Genomic DNA, 15850 nt, shown 5'->3' with positions numbered 1-15850 from the left:
ATTTCCTCCGCTGGCTTATTGCAGCTTCCCAACGGGGAATTTGCAAAACACGTTCCAGCCAACTTCAATGACAGTCGCGTGATAAGAATTGGTTAATCAGAGGTAACGGCATGGCCGAACAATTGAACGATCGCGCAGGTTCCGGCCTGGCCGACAAGCTGATGCAATATCTGCCGGCGCGCTTCCGCCCCGGCACAGCGGTGGTGCCCGTGGTGCGCCTGTCCGGTGTGATCGGCGCGGTGACGCCACTGCGCCCGGGCATGTCGCTTGCGGGCGTCGCGCGGGTGCTGGAGCGGGCGTTTTCGGTCCGCAATGCCAAGGCCGTGGCACTCGTCATCAACTCGCCCGGCGGCTCGCCGGTGCAGTCGCGCCAGATATACTTGCGCATCAAGCAGCTCGCGGCGGAGAAGAAGCTGCCGGTGTTGGTGTTCGTCGAGGATGTCGCGGCCTCCGGCGGCTACATGATCGCCTGCGCCGGCGACGAGATTTTTTGCGACCCGTCCTCGATCCTCGGCTCGATCGGCGTGGTCGGCGGCAGTTTTGGTTTCCAGGAGGCGATCAAGCGGCTTGGCATCGAGCGGCGCCTCTACACGGCCGGCGCGCACAAGGCGATGCTCGATCCATTCCTCCCGGAAAACCCGGATGACGTGGCGAAGCTGAAGGCGCTCCAGCGCGAGATCCACCAGATCTTCATCGGGCTGGTGAAGGAGAGCCGCGGCGCACGGCTGAAGGGCGCCGACGATACCCTGTTCACTGGTGAGTACTGGGCCGGCGAGAGCTCGATCGCGCTGGGACTTGCCGACGGCATCGGCGATCTCCGCTCAACTCTTCGTGCCCGCTATGGCGAGAAGGTTCTCACCCCTGTGATCGCCCAGCCGACCGGGCTCTTGTCCGGCATTCTGGGACGGAAATCGCCCGGCGCGGGCCAGCTTTCGGCCATGGAATCAATGGCCGGGCTGCCGGACGAGCTGATCTCGGCGGTCGAGACGCGGGCGATTTGGGCAAAATTCGGGTTCTAGGCGCAGCCCTGCCGCGCCATTTGGCCCCAAGGAGACTTGAAGCCGAGCCAATTGCGGCGCGGCCCGGTCTGCGCAAGAATGCGGGTGGGGGCTGAGCATTGTGAACAAGGAACGACCGATGCCCATCGTCGCATTCGCGGGCGTCCTGGGCGGGCTTGCCGTGGTCCGCTGGGCCTACAAGACCGCTGTCCGGATCAACCAGGAGCTGGAGGAGATGCGCCTCTCGCGCGTCGCCGAGGCCGCCCATATGGGGGACATCCAGACGCTGAAGCGGGACCCCGTGACCGGAGCTTACCGGCCGGGTTAGCGGCTCCACAAACCGCTGTCGTAGGGCGGGCAAAGCGAAGCGTGCCCACCGCCGGCCTCGCAGTTTCGGAAAGATGGTGGGCACGGCGCAAGTGCGCCTTTGCCCACCCTACGGCAGTCGGTAAGCCCGAATCCGCCCCTTTGCCTTGATTCCCATCCCCGCCGTCGATACGGTCCCGCGCGATTCAAAACCCCCCGCGAGAGCCCGATCTGACGATGGACGCCTCATTGCCCGCCCATATGCGCCCGGAACGCTCGTTCCAGGGCTTTATCCTCGCGCTCCAGCGGTTCTGGGCCGAGCAGGGCTGCGTGATCCTGCAGCCCTACGACATGGAGATGGGCGCGGGCACCTTCCATCCGGCGACCACGCTGCGCGCGCTCGGGCCAAAACCCTGGAACGCCGCCTATGTGCAGCCCTCGCGTCGGCCCAAGGACGGCCGCTACGGCGAGAACCCGAACCGGATGCAGCACTACTACCAGTTCCAGGTGATCATGAAGCCGTCGCCGCCGAACCTTCAGGAGCTGTACCTGAAGTCGCTCGCCGCGATCGGCATCGATTCCGCCGTGCACGACATCCGCTTCGTCGAGGACGATTGGGAGAGCCCGACGCTGGGCGCCTGGGGCCTGGGCTGGGAGTGCTGGTGCGATGGCATGGAGGTGTCGCAGTTCACGTACTTCCAGCAGGTCGCGGGTGTCGAATGCGCGCCGGTCGCGGGCGAGCTCACCTACGGGCTCGAGCGTCTCGCGATGTATGTGCAGGGCGTCGATCGCGTCTACGATCTTAATTTCAACGGCCGCGACGGTGACGCCAAGGTCACTTACGGCGATGTCTTCCTTCAGGCCGAGCAGGAATATTCGCGACACAATTTCGAATATGCCGACACAACGATGCTGTTCGAGCAGTTCAAGATGGCGGAAGCGGCGTGCAAGAAATATCTCGACGCAGGGTGGAAGGATGGCAAGCGCGAGGCTCATCTGATGGCGCTGCCGGCCTACGACCAGTGCATCAAGGCGAGCCACGTCTTCAACCTGCTCGACGCGCGCGGCGTGATCTCGGTGACGGAGCGGCAGAGCTACATTTTGCGCGTGCGTGAACTGGCCAAAGCCTGCGGCGAAGCCTGGGTGCACACCGAAGCCGGTGGAGCAGCCTGATGCCTGAATTGTTGCTCGAACTGTTCTCGGAAGAAATCCCCGCGCGCATGCAGGCCAAGGCGGCTGAAGATCTGCGCCGCATGGTCACCGACAAGCTCGTCGCCGAAGGTCTCGTCTACGAGGGCGCGAAAGCGTTCGCGACGCCGCGCCGCCTTGCGCTGACCGTGCACGGCATTCCCGCGCGCCAGCCTGATCTGAAGACCGAACGCCGGGGCCCAAAAATCGGCGCGGCCGATGCGGCGGTGCAGGGTTTTCTGAAAGCGACAGGTTTGCAGTCGCTGGATGAGGCCAAGATCCAGCGCGATCCGAAGGGTGATTTCTACATCGCGCTGATCGAGAAGCCCGGCCGTGATGCGATCGAGGTGCTCGCCGAGATCCTGCCGGTGATCATCCGAACTTTCCCCTGGCCGAAATCGATGCGCTGGGGCGCGCGCTCCGGAAAGCCGGGATCGCTCAACTGGGTGCGACCGCTGCACGCGATCACCGCGACCTTCGGCATCGAGACCGAAGAACCCGACGTCGTGAAATTTGCAATCGACGGCATCGAGACCGGGCAAGCCACCTACGGCCATCGTTTCATGGCGCCGGCTCCGATCAACGTGCGCCGCTTCGAGGATTACGAGGCCAAGCTGAAGGCCGCAAAGGTCATTCTCGATCCGCAGGCGCGCAAGGACATCATCCTTGCCGACGCCAAGGAGCTGGCATTCGCGCAAGGCCTTGAGCTGGTCGAGGACCAGGTGCTGCTGGACGAGGTCTCGGGCCTGGTCGAATGGCCCGTCGTCATGATGGGATCGTTCGAACAGGAATATCTCGCGATCCCGGACGAGGTGATCCGTGCCACCATCCGCAACAACCAGAAGTGCTTTGTGGTCAGGGATTCCAAGACGGGCAAGCTGACCAACAAATTCGTGCTCACCGCGAATATCGAGGCGCCCGATGGTGGCAAGACCATCGTCGCCGGCAACGAGCGTGTGATCCGCCCGCGGCTGAGCGATGCGAAGTTCTTCTATGAGACGGACTTGAAGACAAAGCTCCAGGATCGTCTGCCGAAGTTCGAGCAGATCGTGTTCCACGAGAAGCTTGGTACACAGGCGGAGCGTATCCAGCGCATCGAGCGTCTTGCCGCCGAGATCGCGCCGCTGGTCGGCGCCGATGTCGCCAAGACGGCCCGCGCTGCGCATTTGGCAAAGGCGGATTTGCTGACCGAAGTCGTCGGCGAATTCCCGGAAGTGCAGGGCCTGATGGGCAAGTACTACGCGCTGGCCCAGGGCGAGGATGCTTCCGTCGCTGCGGCCTGCGAGGAGCACTACAAGCCGCAAGGCCCTGCGGATCGCGTGCCGACCGATCCGGTGAGCGTCGCGGTCGCACTTGCCGACAAGATCGATACGCTAGTCGGCTTCTGGGCGATCGACGAGAAGCCGACGGGGTCGAAGGACCCATATGCGCTACGTCGCGCGGCGCTCGGCGTGATCCGGTTGATAGCCGAGAACACATTGCGGCTATCGTTGATGAAGGTAGCTGCGTCTGCGATCGCCGGGTTGCTTGAGACTGGTACGAAGCATGCGCTCATCGATACCAACAAGCTTCCGAGCGTTCTCCTCGCCTTCTTCGCCGATCGCCTCAAGGTCCAGCTCCGCGAGCAGGGCGCACGTCACGATCTCGTCGACGCCGTGTTCGCGCTCGGCGGTCAGGACGATCTGCTGATGATCGTCCGCCGCGTCGAGGCGCTGGGCAAATTCCTCGAAACCGACGACGGCAAGAATCTGCTGGCCGGCATCAAGCGCGCGAGCAACATCCTTGGCATCGAGGAGAAGAAGGACAAGCGCACGTTCGACGGCGCGCCGGATGCTGCGCTCTATGGCCTCAGCGAGGAGAAGGCGCTGGCGAAGGCGATCGGCGAAGTGACGACGGAAGCCAGCGCTGCGGTCGCCAAGGAAGACTTTGCCGCTGCCATGAGCGCGATGGCAAAGCTGCGGCCGCCGGTCGATGCGTTCTTCGAAAAGGTTCGCGTCAACGACGACGACCCGAAGGTGCGCGAAAATCGGCTGAAGCTCCTCAACGAAATCCGCAGCGCCACGCGTGCGGTCGCGGATTTCTCGAAGATCCAGGATTGATCGCTCCGCAAAAAAAGCCCCGCCCGGCGGGGGGACGACCGGGCGGGGCTGATGTCCGACTACGCGATGCGCGTCAGCCTGATGTGACGCGCCGGACATCAAGTTGTGCAGAGCGTTTTCAAGCGAAGTGGGTGCCGGTTCGCGTGAAGAAAACGCGTCCAAACAAGAAGCTAGTCGACCACCTCGACGATGCGCCGCGAGCGCGGCTCGACCAGCACGGTCTCGCCGTTCACGACGGTGTAGCGATAGGTCGTGGCGCCGAAACGTTGCGGCACGTCATAATAGGTGACGCCGGCCTCGGGTAAGGTGGCCCCGACCACCACGCGATCCGGAATGCTGAAGGCTGGTACACGCTGCTCGACGACATAGTCGCGGAAGGCGGGCCGCTGTTCGACCGCAATGGTCGGGCCGCTGTCGACGACGACGGGCGCGCGGCCCACCGTGATCCCGGTTTGCGCCTGCGCCGCAATCGGCGTGCCGAGCGCGATGCCAAGCGCTGCGAGGGCGAGAATCCTGTTCCGCATGGGCAACTCCTTCGAAGTGATTTCAGCCGGCGCCAGTGGCGCGACCGGTTGCCAATGCTGCGCCGCGCGCGATGTTCCGAAAAACCCCTGCCGCATACGCGGCATTTTCGGGCAGTTTTCGCGAAGCGGGGAACTCGTGCGGCTCCAGTGCGTCTCTACCCGCGGAACCGGGTCCGCTATGATCCGCCCGCGATTCGCCTCACGTCACAGGAAGACTCTTCATGCATCTCACCATCGCCCACATTTCGCCGATCCTGTCGCTGATTGCGGGTGTGCTCATTCTGATCATGCCGCGCCTTCTCAACCTGATCGTCGCGATCTTTCTCATCATAAATGGTGCGATCGGGCTCGGATTGTTGAGGTGGCTCCATCTCTAGGCCTTCATTTTCCGGAACTCTTCGACTTGCGCGGGCCTGCCCAAAGTGGTGTAAGGCCCGCAACTCCCGTCCCTCTCGCAGGTTGTGTGCAAGCTATGGCCAAAACCGCCTCGAAGCCTAAGAAACTCCCAGCGAAATCAAAGTCTTCCACCAAGGCGAAGGCGGCGCCGGCGGCCCGCAAGGCGCTTGCCAAGAGCGCCCCGAAGCCGGTTGCCAAACCGGCTGCGAAGCCCGCCGCGAAGGCCGCGACCAAGCCTCTCGCGCCGAAGGTTGCCGCAAAGGTAGCGCCTGCCAAAAGCGCACCTGCCAAGGCAGCACCGGCTGCGGCCAAGGCCGGCAAGTGGGTCTTCACGTTCGGCGACGGCAAGGCCGAGGGCAAAGCGGAGATGCGCGACCTGCTCGGCGGCAAGGGTGCCAACCTCGCCGAAATGGCCAATCTCGGCCTGCCGGTGCCTCCCGGCTTCACCATCCCGACCTCGGTCTGCACCTACTTCTACGCACACGATAAGAGCTATCCGAAGGAGTTGCAGTCGCAGGTTGAGAAGGCGCTCGACCATGTCGGCAAGTTGGCCGGCAAGATCTTCGGCGACACCAAGAACCCGCTGCTGGTCTCGGTGCGCTCCGGTGGCCGCGCCTCGATGCCGGGCATGATGGACACCGTGCTCAATCTCGGCCTCAACGACGACACCGTGGAAGCGCTGTCGGAGCTGTCGGGCGACCGGCGCTTTGCCTATGACAGCTATCGCCGCTTCATCACCATGTACTCGGACGTGGTGCTCGGCTTCGAGCATCACCATTTCGAGGAAATCCTCGACACCTTCAAGGACAGCCAGGGCTACACGCTCGACACGGACCTCACGGCTGAGGACTGGGTCGGACTGGTGGGCAAGTACAAGGACGCGGTCGCGCGCGAGACCGGCAAGGATTTCCCGCAGGACCCGCACGACCAGCTCTGGGGCGCGATTGGCGCGGTGTTTTCATCCTGGATGAATGCGCGCGCGGTGACCTACCGCAAGCTGCACGATATTCCGGAATCCTGGGGCACCGCGGTCAACGTGCAGGCCATGGTGTTCGGCAACATGGGCGAGACGTCGGCGACCGGCGTTGCCTTCACCCGCAATCCCTCGACCGGCGAGAGCAAGCTCTACGGCGAGTTCCTGATCAACGCGCAAGGCGAGGACGTGGTAGCGGGCATCCGCACGCCGCAGGACATCACCGAGGAGGCGCGCAAGGAATCGGGCTCCGACAAGGCTTCGATGGAAGCGGCGATGCCGGAGGCCTACCAGGAGCTGACGCGGATCTACACGCTGCTCGAGAAGCACTACCGCGACATGCAGGACATGGAGTTCACGGTCGAGCAGGGCAAGCTGTGGATGCTCCAGACCCGCGGCGGCAAGCGCACGGCGAAAGCGGCGCTGCGGATCGCGGTCGAGCTCGCCAATGAAGGCCTGATCACCAAGAAGGAAGCGGTGATGCGGATCGATCCCGCCTCGCTCGACCAGCTGCTGCATCCGGCCATCGACCCCGGCGCCAAGCGCGACGTGATCGCGACCGGCCTGCCGGCCTCGCCCGGTGCGGCCTCCGGCGAGATCGTGTTCTCCTCGGATGAGGCGGCCAAGCTTCAGGCCGATGGGCGCAAGGTGATCCTGGTCCGCATCGAGACCAGCCCCGAAGACATCCACGGCATGCACGCCGCTGAAGGTATCCTGACCACGCGCGGCGGCATGACCTCGCACGCCGCCGTGGTCGCGCGCGGCATGGGCAAGCCCTGCGTCTCCGGCTGCGGCACCATCCGCGTCGATTACGGCCGCGGCACCATGAGCATCGGCTCGCGCACCTTCAAGGCCGGCGACGTCATCACCATCGACGGCTCGCTCGGCCAGGTACTGGCCGGCCGCATGCCGATGATCGAGCCTGAACTCTCCGGCGAGTTCGGCACGCTGATGAAGTGGGCCGACCAGGTCCGCAAAATCGGCGTGCGCGTCAATGGCGATACGCCGGAAGATGCCCGCACCGCGATCAAGTTCGGTGCGGAAGGCATCGGTCTCTGCCGCACCGAGCACATGTTCTTCGAGGAGACGCGCATCCGCACGGTGCGCGAGATGATCCTCTCCGAGGACGAGCAGTCGCGCCGTGCCGCGCTTGCCAAGCTGTTGCCGATGCAGCGCGCCGATTTCGTCGAGCTGTTCGAGATCATGAAGGGCCTGCCCGTCACGATTCGTCTGCTTGATCCGCCGCTGCACGAGTTCCTGCCGCACACCCATGCCGAGGTCGAGGAAGTGGCGCGTGCCATGAACACCGATCCGCGGCGTCTGGCCGACCGTGCGCGCGAGCTGTCGGAGTTCAACCCGATGCTTGGCTTCCGCGGCTGCCGTATCGCAATCGCGTACCCCGAGATCGCCGAGATGCAGGCGCGTGCGATTTTTGAGGCTGCGGTCGAAGCCGAGAAGCGCACGGGCAAGGCCGTCGGCCTCGAGGTGATGGTGCCGCTGATCGCTACCAAGATGGAGCTCGATCTCGTCAAGGCGCGAATCGACTCCACCGCGAGGGCCGTGATGCGCGACACCAATACAAAACTCACCTATCAGGTCGGCACCATGATCGAGCTGCCGCGCGCCTGTCTCCTCGCTGCGGAAATTGCCGAGAGCGCCGAATTCTTCTCCTTCGGCACCAACGATCTGACGCAGACCACCTACGGCATCAGCCGCGACGACGCCGCGAGCTTCCTCGGGACCTACGTGTCCAAGGGCATCCTCCCGATCGATCCCTTCGTCGCGCTCGATCAGGAAGGCGTCGGCGAGCTCGTCAAGATCGGCGTCGCGCGCGGCCGCAAGACGCGCCCTTCGCTCAAGGTCGGCATTTGCGGCGAGCACGGCGGCGATCCCGCCTCGGTCGCGTTCTGCCACAATATCGGCCTCGACTACGTGTCGTGCTCGCCCTACCGCGTCCCGATCGCCCGCCTCGCTGCCGCGCAGGCCGCGCTCGGCAAGGCTGTGGCGAGCCAGGCGTAACGGCAGGTTAGAAATATTGAGATGCGAAAGAGGCGGGGNGCCCCGCCTCTTTTTGTTTGAAGCGATGCTGTCTCCACATGGTCATTGCGATCACCGCACATTCGCTGTCATCGCCCGGCTTGACCGGGCGATCCAGTACGCCGAGGCGGTAGTGATTGAGCGGAGAGGCTGCGGCGTACTGGATGCCCGCCTTCGCGGGCATGACAGCGGTGGTGTGGAGAGGCTTCTTGCAACAACGGGAACTCATCACGCGTCCCGTAATGATACGTGCGCGCAAGGGTTCCTTCACCATTCGCGTTGACCGGATGTTTACCGCGTCACGTGAGGCGGCATTTACCAACGCACGCAATCACCCGTGAAAACACCTGAGACCGCTTGAGTGTGTCGGCAGCGCAACGCCGATTAACGCCCCGGCAACCTAAATTAGATACTCACGAGAAAGATCGAATTGCACGGATGTACTGCTGCTCGATTTTTCTAGCGTAAGCCTAGTGTGAGCGTATCGATGTTTGTGTTGCGTAACCATCCGAGGGGCGCGCGGTTCGCGTCCTTCGGAATCGGTCTCTGCATCTTCGCATTGATGCCGAGAGAGACCGGCTATCAGGATATTGCATCGCTGCTGGCGCGTCAGCCCGGCGTTGCAGAGCGCTGGCAGAAGCAGGTGTTTTCTGCGGCCTCGTCCATTCAGCTTGCCACTTACAGCTTCTCCCGGCCGATCGGAACCTCGATTCCGCAGAGTGCGATGGTTCGTCTCGCGAGCCTCGATGGTCGTGACGTCACTGGCTCCATCACACACAACCCGGCGCTCCAGGCGCCGCCGCGTTATCAGGCCTCTGATTTCCCCAAGGTCGATCGCGCGCTGAAGGGTGATCGCCTCACCACCGTGACGCCTGCGCCTGCCCGCGAGATCGTCGCGCCGCCGGCGCAGCAAGATCCCGCGACCTCCAACAGCTCGGTGTTCGGCGCCAAGACGGTCGAGTTGCCTGTCGCGTCGCCGCAGGCGATGTCGCCGGAGTCCGCGGCAGCGCTCGATCCCGAGCTTCAGGAAGCGCTCCGCGCGCCGCCGCTGCCGCAATATGCCAACCCGCCGAAGGCTGGTGACAATGCGCTGTCCTTTGCGGCCCAGCCGCTTGCCGCGCTGAAGCAGGCCACGATCGCGGCGCCGCCGCGCGATCCCTTCAGCGTGAAGACCTCGAACCTGTTCTTCGGCAGTTCCTCGCTTGGCGGCAATCTCGAGAACATCGAGAGCTGGCAGCCCGGCGCCGAGCCGCTGATCGTGACGCCGGATCCCGATATGAAGCTGGCCTCGCTGTCGCCGCCGTCTGACGACGTTGTGAAGGACGACGAGAGCGGCGAGAGCGTCGCGCCCAAGGGCGAGGTCAACGCCGACAACCAGCGCGCCAAATCGCCAGCGGAACGGCTGGCGCTCGATGACAAGTCGCGCGCGAAATCGGAAAAGTGTCTCGCCGAGGCCGTCTATTTCGAATCCCGCGGCGAGGCCGTGCGCGGCCAGATCGCGGTGGCGCAAGTGGTGATGAACCGCGTGTTCTCCGGCAAATATCCCGACACCGTGTGCGGCGTGGTCTATCAGAACAAGTACCGCCACTTCGCCTGCCAGTTCACCTTCGCCTGCGACAACAATCCCGACGTGATCCGCGAGCCCGAGATGTGGGAGCGCGCCAAGAAAATTTCGAAGGCGATGCTCGACGGCCAGATCTGGTTGCCCGAGGTCGGCAAGTCCACGCACTACCATGCCTATTGGGTGCGCCCGTCCTGGGTCGCCGAGATGAAGAAGATGTACAAGTTCGGCGTGCACACCTTCTATCGGCCGCGCAACTGGGGCGACGGCAGCGAGGAGCCGAGCTGGGGCACGCCGGCGCAGACCGCCGCACTTTCCGCCGAGCTCGCCCAGGAAGCCAAGAGCTCCGCCGAGATGGGCGAAGTCGTGCGAAGGTAGTTTACTTCACCTCGCCCCGCTTGCGGGGAGAGGTCGAATTCGATCGCAGATCGAATTCGGGTGAGGGAGTACAGGTCCCTCGACAGTCTCACGCGTGGAGAGAGGCCCCTCACCCCAACCCTCTCCCCGTAAGAACGAGGAGAGGGAGAAGACCATCTCAAGCCTCGATATCCAGCGCGCAGTCGAAATTCGGGGCCGAATGTGTCAGCGCGCCGGATGAGACGTAGTCGACGCCGGTCGCCGCGATGGCTGCGATCGATTCCAGCGTGACTCCGCCGGAGGCTTCCAGCGCGACGCGGCCCTCGCTGAGCCTCACCGCCTCGCGCAACGTTGCGATATCCATGTTGTCGAGCAGCACGGCCTCGGCGAGGCCAGTGTCGAGCACCTCGCGCAGCTGCGAGAGCGTATCGACCTCAATCTCGATCTTGACGAGATGGCCGGCATGGGCGCGGGCACGCTCCAGCACCGGGCGGATGCCGCCGGCGACTGCGATGTGGTTGTCCTTGATCAGGATCGCATCGTCGAGGCCGAAGCGATGGTTGAAGCCGCCCCCGCAGCGCACGGCGTATTTCTCCAGCGCCCGCAATCCCGGTGTGGTTTTTCGCGTGCAGCAGATGCGCATTTTCGTGCCTTCGGTCCGGCGGACGTAGTCGGCCGTGAGCGTCGCTATGCCCGACAGCCGGCCGACGAAATTCAGCGCGGTTCGCTCCGCTGTGAGAATGGCGCGGGCGGGACCGGAGATCGTCAGCACATGCTGCCCGCGGGCGACCCGCGCGGCGTCGCGGACATGCGCGCGGACCTCGATGTCGGGCGACAGCTTTTGCAGCGTCGCCAGCGCCAGCGGTAATCCAGCAATCACGCCGGACTGACGCGCGACGAGGATGGCCTGCGCCTTGGTTGCCTCCGGGATCGTCGCGAGCGAGGTGATGTCGCCGGCGCGGCCGAGATCCTCGTCGAGCGCGCGGTGCACGGCTTCGTCGATCGCAAGCGGGGAGAGGAAGGCGTCGGGATTGAGCAGTGAGGTCGGGCCGATCATGGGGACTTCCTTCAGGCGATCATGGGTTGCGCGATGCGCGGCACGAGATGTTCGGTTAGGCTTTCCGCCACCTCGCGCGCCGCCGCGAGCGTGGTCATGGTCCGCTGCGCCAGCGCGGGGATCTCCGCCGGATGGTCGGAGCGGAAATGCGCGCCGCGGCTCTCGCGTCGGCTCCAGGCGGAGGCGGCCACGAGCAGTGCCGATGCGGCCATGTTGCGCAGTGCGATGCTGGCCGCCTCGCGCTCGAGCGCGGCAAAGCTGCGCACTGCATCCGCGAGCCCGTCACTGTTGCGGACCACGCCGACACGCGTGCTCATCATCGCCCGCAGCTGCTTCACGCTAGCTGCGTCCGGTGCGCCGCCGCGTGTCGTCACCAGAGTGTCAGGGAGCTGGGCAGGCGAGGGGATGGCGCGGCCGGCGATGTCGTCGGCGATGCGCGCGGCATAGACCACAGCCTCGAGCAGCGAATTCGAGGCGAGCCGGTTGGCGCCGTGCGCGCCGGTGGCCGACACTTCACCGCCGGCCCAGAGCCCGTCGATCGAGCTGCGGCCGTGCTCATCCACCGCGATGCCGCCCATGTGATAGTGCGCGGCCGGTGCGATCGGGATTGCCTGCTCGGCCGGGTCGATGCCGGCGGCGATGCAGCTCGCATGCACGGTCGGGAATTTGTCGGCGAAGCGCGCACCCAGCGCTTCGCGCGCATCGAGGAATGCGCCGCGCCCGGCTGCGATCTCGGCGAACACGCCGCGGGCCACGATGTCGCGCGGCGCGAGCTCGGCGAGCGGATGGAGCGCCGCCATGAAGCGGTCACCATTGCCGTTGATCAGCGTCGCGCCTTCGCCGCGCAACGCTTCGGTTGCAAGCGGCGCCGGATCGCGGCCGGCCATGATGGCGGTCGGGTGGAACTGAACAAATTCGGGATCGGCAATCACCGCGCCGGCGCGGGCCGCGATCGCAAGGCCCGATCCGCTCGCCTCGACCGGGTTGGTGGTGACGCCATAGAGATGACCGATGCCGCCGGTGGCGAGCACCACCGCGCGCGCGGCGATCATCACAGGCCTCGCTGCAACGTTGCCGGCCTCACGCAATTGCAGGCCGGTGACGGCGCCGTCCTCGGTCAACAGCGCTTCGGCGACAGAGCCTTCGATCAGGCGGATCGATGGCGTGCGGCGCACGGCCTCGCTTAGCGCTGCGATGATGGCCGCGCCCGCGCCGTCGCCACGCACATGCACGATGCGGCGTGCCGAATGCGCGGCTTCGCGCCCCACAGCCAGCCGGCCTTCGAGATCGCGGTCGAAAGGCACGCCATAGGCCAGCAGATCATGGATCCGCGGTGCGGCCTCGCGCGCGATCCCGAGCGCGACTGCTTCGTCGACGAGGCCGCCGCCGACCGCAATGGTATCCGCGGCATGCGCCTCCGGGCTGTCGCCCTCGGCCACGGCGGCTGCGATGCCGCCTTGCGCCCATGCGGATGATGCGCCCTGTCCGAGCGGCGCCGCCGAGATCAGCGTCATCGGCCGCGGCGCGAGTTTGAGTGCGCAAAACAGTCCGGCAAGCCCGCCGCCGACGATAACGACGTCGTCGGTGCTGCGGGTGAGGTTGTGGATGTTGTTTGTCATGGCTCTATCTCAGTTCTTCAAATTAATCATTCGCTCGACCGATCGCCGCGCGCGCACCGCAAGCTCGGGCTCGATCGTCACTTCCTCGCCAAGCGTCAACAGGCTTTCCAAGATGTTGGCGAGCGTGATGCGCTTCATGTGCGGGCAGAGATTGCAGGGCCGCAGCATCTCGACGTCGGGAAGCTCGGCGTGCACATTGTCGGCCATCGAGCATTCCGTGATCATCACCAGCCGCCGCGGCCGCTTTTCGCGCACCCAGTTGATCATGTGTGCGGTCGAACCCGTGAAGTCGGCTTCCGCCAACACATCCGGCGGGCATTCCGGATGCGCAATGATCTGCACGGACGGATCGGCCTCGCGAAGGCTGCGCAGCTCGTCGCCGGTGAAGCGCTCGTGCACCTCGCAGGCGCCCTTCCATGCGATGATCTTCACATCGGTCTTCGACGCCACATAGCTCGCGAGATAGCGGTCGGGCAGGAAGATCACGCTTGGCGCATTCAGGCTCTCGACCACCTGCACCGCGTTGGACGAGGTGCAGCAGATGTCGACCTCGGCCTTCACTTCCGCGGATGTGTTGACATAGGCGACGACGGGCACGCCCGGAAATTTCTCGCGGAGCAGGCGCACGTCCGCGCCCGTAATGCTGGCGGCGAGCGAGCAGCCGGCACGCTGGTCCGGGATCAGCACCGTCTTGTCCGGGTTGAGCAGTTTCGAGGTCTCCGCCATGAAGTGCACGCCACACTGCACGATGATGTCGGCCTTCACCTTGGTCGCCTCGACCGCGAGCTGGAGCGAGTCGCCGCCGATGTCGGCGACGCAGTGAAAGATTTCCGGCGTCTGGTAGTTGTGAGCGAGGATCACCGCGTTGCGCGCGCGCTTCAGCTCGTTGATCGCCTTGATGGTCGGTGCCATCAGCGGCCACTCGATCGGTGGGATCACGTGCTTGACGCGCTTATAGAGAGGCGCGGTGATCTGCTCGACCTCCGGCGTCCATTCCAGTGAGGGCATCGGCAATGCGGGTCCTGTTCGCGCAGGCGTGACGCGGGCGCGGGCGGTTTGGGCCTGCGGCCGGTTGGCAAAGTCGTCAGGGCCGTAAATTCCAGTGATCGGCATCGAAGCCTCCCATGCATGTGAATTATACTCAATATGAGTATATATAGAGCCCGAGAAATCCGGCCGAGAAGCCGGGCACATTCCGTCGTCGCTCTAATATGCTCAATCTGAGTAAATCAAAGATAACACGCCTTCCTGGGAGCCGCTAGGTCTCGTCCCACACATTCTCGTTAAGTCGCCCCCTCGCGCGTCCGGTGAGGCCCCCGGTGAAACGCAATGCTCCCCTGGCAGCTCTTCGTAGGACGCAATCATTTTCGACTTGGGATTTTCATGCATTTGCATTAAACGGCTGACCAGCGGTTGCCTGTTTGCGGATCCGCCAACGGCCGAGGAGGAACACCATGTCGACACAAGCGGGCGAGCTCGGTCCGGTCTCACGTTCGTCCAACTGGCGGACCCCGGCCGTCATCATCCTCTGCGGCTGCGCGATCGGCATGCTCGGCTTCGGCCCGCGCTCGGCGCTCGGCTTCTTCGTGCAGCCGATGAGCCACGAGTTCGCCTGGGGCCGCGACGTGTTTGGCCTCGCGATCGCCGTGCAGAATCTGCTGTGGGGATTGGGTCAGCCGCTCGCCGGCGCGATCGCCGATCGCTTCGGCCTGTTCCGGGTGATGTGCGTCGGCGCGCTGCTCTATGCCGGCGGCCTTTTGCTGATGCGCTATTCGTCGACGCCGCTGTCGCTCAATCTCGGCGCCGGCGTGATGGTCGGCTTCGGCCTCGCCGGCTGCTCGTTCAATCTGGTGCTGTCGGCCTTCACCAAGCTGCTGCCGGCTGAGAAGCGCGGCCTTGCGCTCGGCGCCGGCACCGCGGCGGGCTCGTTCGGACAGTTCCTGTTCGCGCCGATCGGCGTGGCGCTGATCGACAATTTCGGCTGGCAGCAGGCGCTCACCGTGTTCGGCTTCCTGATGCTCCTGATTATCCCGCTGGCGCTCGCGCTCTCGACGCCGCCGGTCGCAAGCACCGCCAGCACCGCGCCCGCTGATGAGCAGTCCTTCACCAAGGCGCTCTCAGAAGCCTTCGGCCATCGCTCCTACGTGCTGCTGGTGCTCGGCTTCTTCACCTGCGGCTTCCAGCTTGCCTTCATCACCGTGCATCTTCCGGCGTTCCTGGTCGATCGCGGCATCTCGACGCAAACTGGCGGCTGGGTGATCGCGGCAATCGGCCTGTTCAACATCATGGGGTCGCTGAGCGTCGGCTATCTCCAGAACTCGCTGCCGAAGCGCTACATTCTCTCGGCGATCTATTTCACCCGCGCGCTGGCGACGCTCGCCTTCATCTCGTTCCCGATCACGCCGTTCTCGGCGATCGCGTTCGGCGCGATCTCGGGCCTGACCTGGCTGTCGACGGTGCCGCCGACCTCGGCGCTGGTGGCGCTGATGTTCGGCACGCGCTGGTTCGCAACGCTTTATGGCTTTGCCTTCGTCAGCCATCAGGTCGGCGGCTTCCTCGGCGTCTGGCTCGGCGGCATCGTGTTCGAGCGCTTCGGTTCCTACACGCCGATCTGGTGGCTCTCGATCCTGTTCGGCGTGCTCTCGGCGCTGATCAATCTTCCGATCGTGGAGAAACCGGCTCCCCGGGCGGTTGCGCAGCCTGCCTGATCGGCTAAACATCGCCTGAAACAAGTC

At 64.7% G+C, this 15850-nt stretch carries 12 protein-coding genes; 8 read left to right on the top strand and 4 right to left on the bottom strand.

What is annotated here, in order from left to right:
* Positions 1-110 precede the first annotated feature (110 nt).
* From UP06_RS20275 to glyS, 4 genes are all read left to right on the top strand, one after another.
* Positions 111-1019, top strand: coding sequence for a S49 family peptidase (locus UP06_RS20275; RefSeq protein WP_045005172.1), 909 nt, complete (start codon positions 111-113; stop codon positions 1017-1019).
* A 118-nt stretch (positions 1020-1137) separates the two neighbouring features.
* Positions 1138-1326, top strand: a complete 189-nt coding sequence (locus UP06_RS20270; protein ID WP_045005170.1) for a hypothetical protein — start codon at positions 1138-1140, stop codon at positions 1324-1326.
* 215 nt (positions 1327-1541) lie between these two features.
* Entirely contained in the window at positions 1542-2477 is a 936-nt protein-coding gene (locus tag UP06_RS20265) for a glycine--tRNA ligase subunit alpha (RefSeq protein ID WP_045005168.1), read from the top strand.
* The gene (gene glyS, locus UP06_RS20260) at positions 2477-4591 is read left to right on the top strand and encodes a glycine--tRNA ligase subunit beta (protein ID WP_045005166.1); all 2115 of its coding nucleotides are present in this window, start codon (positions 2477-2479) and stop codon (positions 4589-4591) included. Before UP06_RS20265 ends, glyS begins: the two co-directional genes overlap by 1 nt.
* A gap of 170 nt (positions 4592-4761) precedes the next feature.
* Here the strand turns inward: glyS and UP06_RS20255 are convergent, their stop codons facing one another.
* Positions 4762-5115: a DUF1236 domain-containing protein gene (locus UP06_RS20255; protein WP_045005303.1), complete on the bottom strand. Its 354-nt coding sequence runs from the start codon at positions 5113-5115 to the stop codon at positions 4762-4764.
* 221 nt (positions 5116-5336) lie between these two features.
* Between UP06_RS20255 and UP06_RS40075 the strand changes: the two genes are divergently transcribed.
* The 3 genes from UP06_RS40075 to UP06_RS20240 all read left to right on the top strand — a co-directional run bounded on the left by UP06_RS40075 (position 5337) and on the right by UP06_RS20240 (position 10460).
* Positions 5337-5492, top strand: coding sequence for a DUF3096 domain-containing protein (locus UP06_RS40075; RefSeq protein WP_082081526.1), 156 nt, complete (start codon positions 5337-5339; stop codon positions 5490-5492).
* A gap of 95 nt (positions 5493-5587) precedes the next feature.
* Positions 5588-8503, top strand: a complete 2916-nt coding sequence (ppdK, locus tag UP06_RS20250; RefSeq protein ID WP_045005164.1) for a pyruvate, phosphate dikinase — start codon at positions 5588-5590, stop codon at positions 8501-8503.
* 505 nt (positions 8504-9008) lie between these two features.
* Complete coding sequence (locus tag UP06_RS20240) at positions 9009-10460, top strand: cell wall hydrolase (protein ID WP_045005161.1); 1452 nt, start codon at positions 9009-9011, stop codon at positions 10458-10460.
* 157 nt (positions 10461-10617) lie between these two features.
* Here the strand turns inward: UP06_RS20240 and nadC are convergent, their stop codons facing one another.
* From nadC to nadA, 3 genes are read right to left on the bottom strand one after another with little or no spacing between them, the layout of a single operon-like run.
* Entirely contained in the window at positions 10618-11496 is an 879-nt protein-coding gene (gene nadC / locus UP06_RS20235) for a carboxylating nicotinate-nucleotide diphosphorylase (RefSeq protein WP_045005159.1), read from the bottom strand.
* An 11-nt stretch (positions 11497-11507) separates the two neighbouring features.
* Positions 11508-13115 carry an L-aspartate oxidase gene (locus UP06_RS20230; protein ID WP_045005158.1) on the bottom strand — a complete coding sequence of 536 codons (1608 nt, stop codon included), beginning with the start codon at positions 13113-13115 and terminating at the stop codon, positions 11508-11510.
* Between the two features lie 9 nt (positions 13116-13124).
* Positions 13125-14228 (bottom strand): quinolinate synthase NadA, encoded by a 1104-nt coding sequence (gene nadA, locus UP06_RS20225; protein ID WP_045005156.1) that lies wholly within the window; start codon positions 14226-14228, stop codon positions 13125-13127.
* Positions 14229-14569: 341 nt separating this feature from the next.
* Between nadA and UP06_RS20220 the strand changes: the two genes are divergently transcribed.
* Positions 14570-15823 carry an MFS transporter gene (locus tag UP06_RS20220; RefSeq protein WP_045005154.1) on the top strand — a complete coding sequence of 418 codons (1254 nt, stop codon included), beginning with the start codon at positions 14570-14572 and terminating at the stop codon, positions 15821-15823.
* The last annotated feature ends 27 nt before the right edge of the window (positions 15824-15850 follow it).

Origin of the sequence: Bradyrhizobium sp. LTSP857 (assembly GCF_000938285.1) — a bacterium.
Classification (GTDB): Bacteria; Pseudomonadota; Alphaproteobacteria; order Rhizobiales; family Xanthobacteraceae; genus Bradyrhizobium.
The sequence above is the reverse complement of the archived record's forward strand: the minus strand, read 5'-3'. Positions and strand labels throughout refer to the sequence as shown.

Excerpts from the sequence above, each read along its gene's own strand:
- nadA (WP_045005156.1), bottom strand. The coding sequence starts at position 14,228 with ATGCCGATCACTGGAATTTACGGCCCTGACGACTTTGCCAACCGGCCG.
- UP06_RS20255 (WP_045005303.1), bottom strand. The coding sequence starts at position 5,115 with ATGCGGAACAGGATTCTCGCCCTCGCAGCGCTTGGCATCGCGCTCGGC.
- UP06_RS20240 (WP_045005161.1), top strand. The coding sequence starts at position 9,009 with ATGTTTGTGTTGCGTAACCATCCGAGGGGCGCGCGGTTCGCGTCCTTC.
- UP06_RS20220 (WP_045005154.1), top strand. The coding sequence starts at position 14,570 with ATGTCGACACAAGCGGGCGAGCTCGGTCCGGTCTCACGTTCGTCCAAC.
- nadC (WP_045005159.1), bottom strand. The coding sequence starts at position 11,496 with ATGATCGGCCCGACCTCACTGCTCAATCCCGACGCCTTCCTCTCCCCG.
- UP06_RS20265 (WP_045005168.1), top strand. The coding sequence starts at position 1,542 with ATGGACGCCTCATTGCCCGCCCATATGCGCCCGGAACGCTCGTTCCAG.
- UP06_RS20270 (WP_045005170.1), top strand. The coding sequence starts at position 1,138 with ATGCCCATCGTCGCATTCGCGGGCGTCCTGGGCGGGCTTGCCGTGGTC.
- UP06_RS20275 (WP_045005172.1), top strand. The coding sequence starts at position 111 with ATGGCCGAACAATTGAACGATCGCGCAGGTTCCGGCCTGGCCGACAAG.
- glyS (WP_045005166.1), top strand. The coding sequence starts at position 2,477 with ATGCCTGAATTGTTGCTCGAACTGTTCTCGGAAGAAATCCCCGCGCGC.
- UP06_RS40075 (WP_082081526.1), top strand. The coding sequence starts at position 5,337 with ATGCATCTCACCATCGCCCACATTTCGCCGATCCTGTCGCTGATTGCG.
- UP06_RS20230 (WP_045005158.1), bottom strand. The coding sequence starts at position 13,115 with ATGACAAACAACATCCACAACCTCACCCGCAGCACCGACGACGTCGTT.
- ppdK (WP_045005164.1), top strand. The coding sequence starts at position 5,588 with ATGGCCAAAACCGCCTCGAAGCCTAAGAAACTCCCAGCGAAATCAAAG.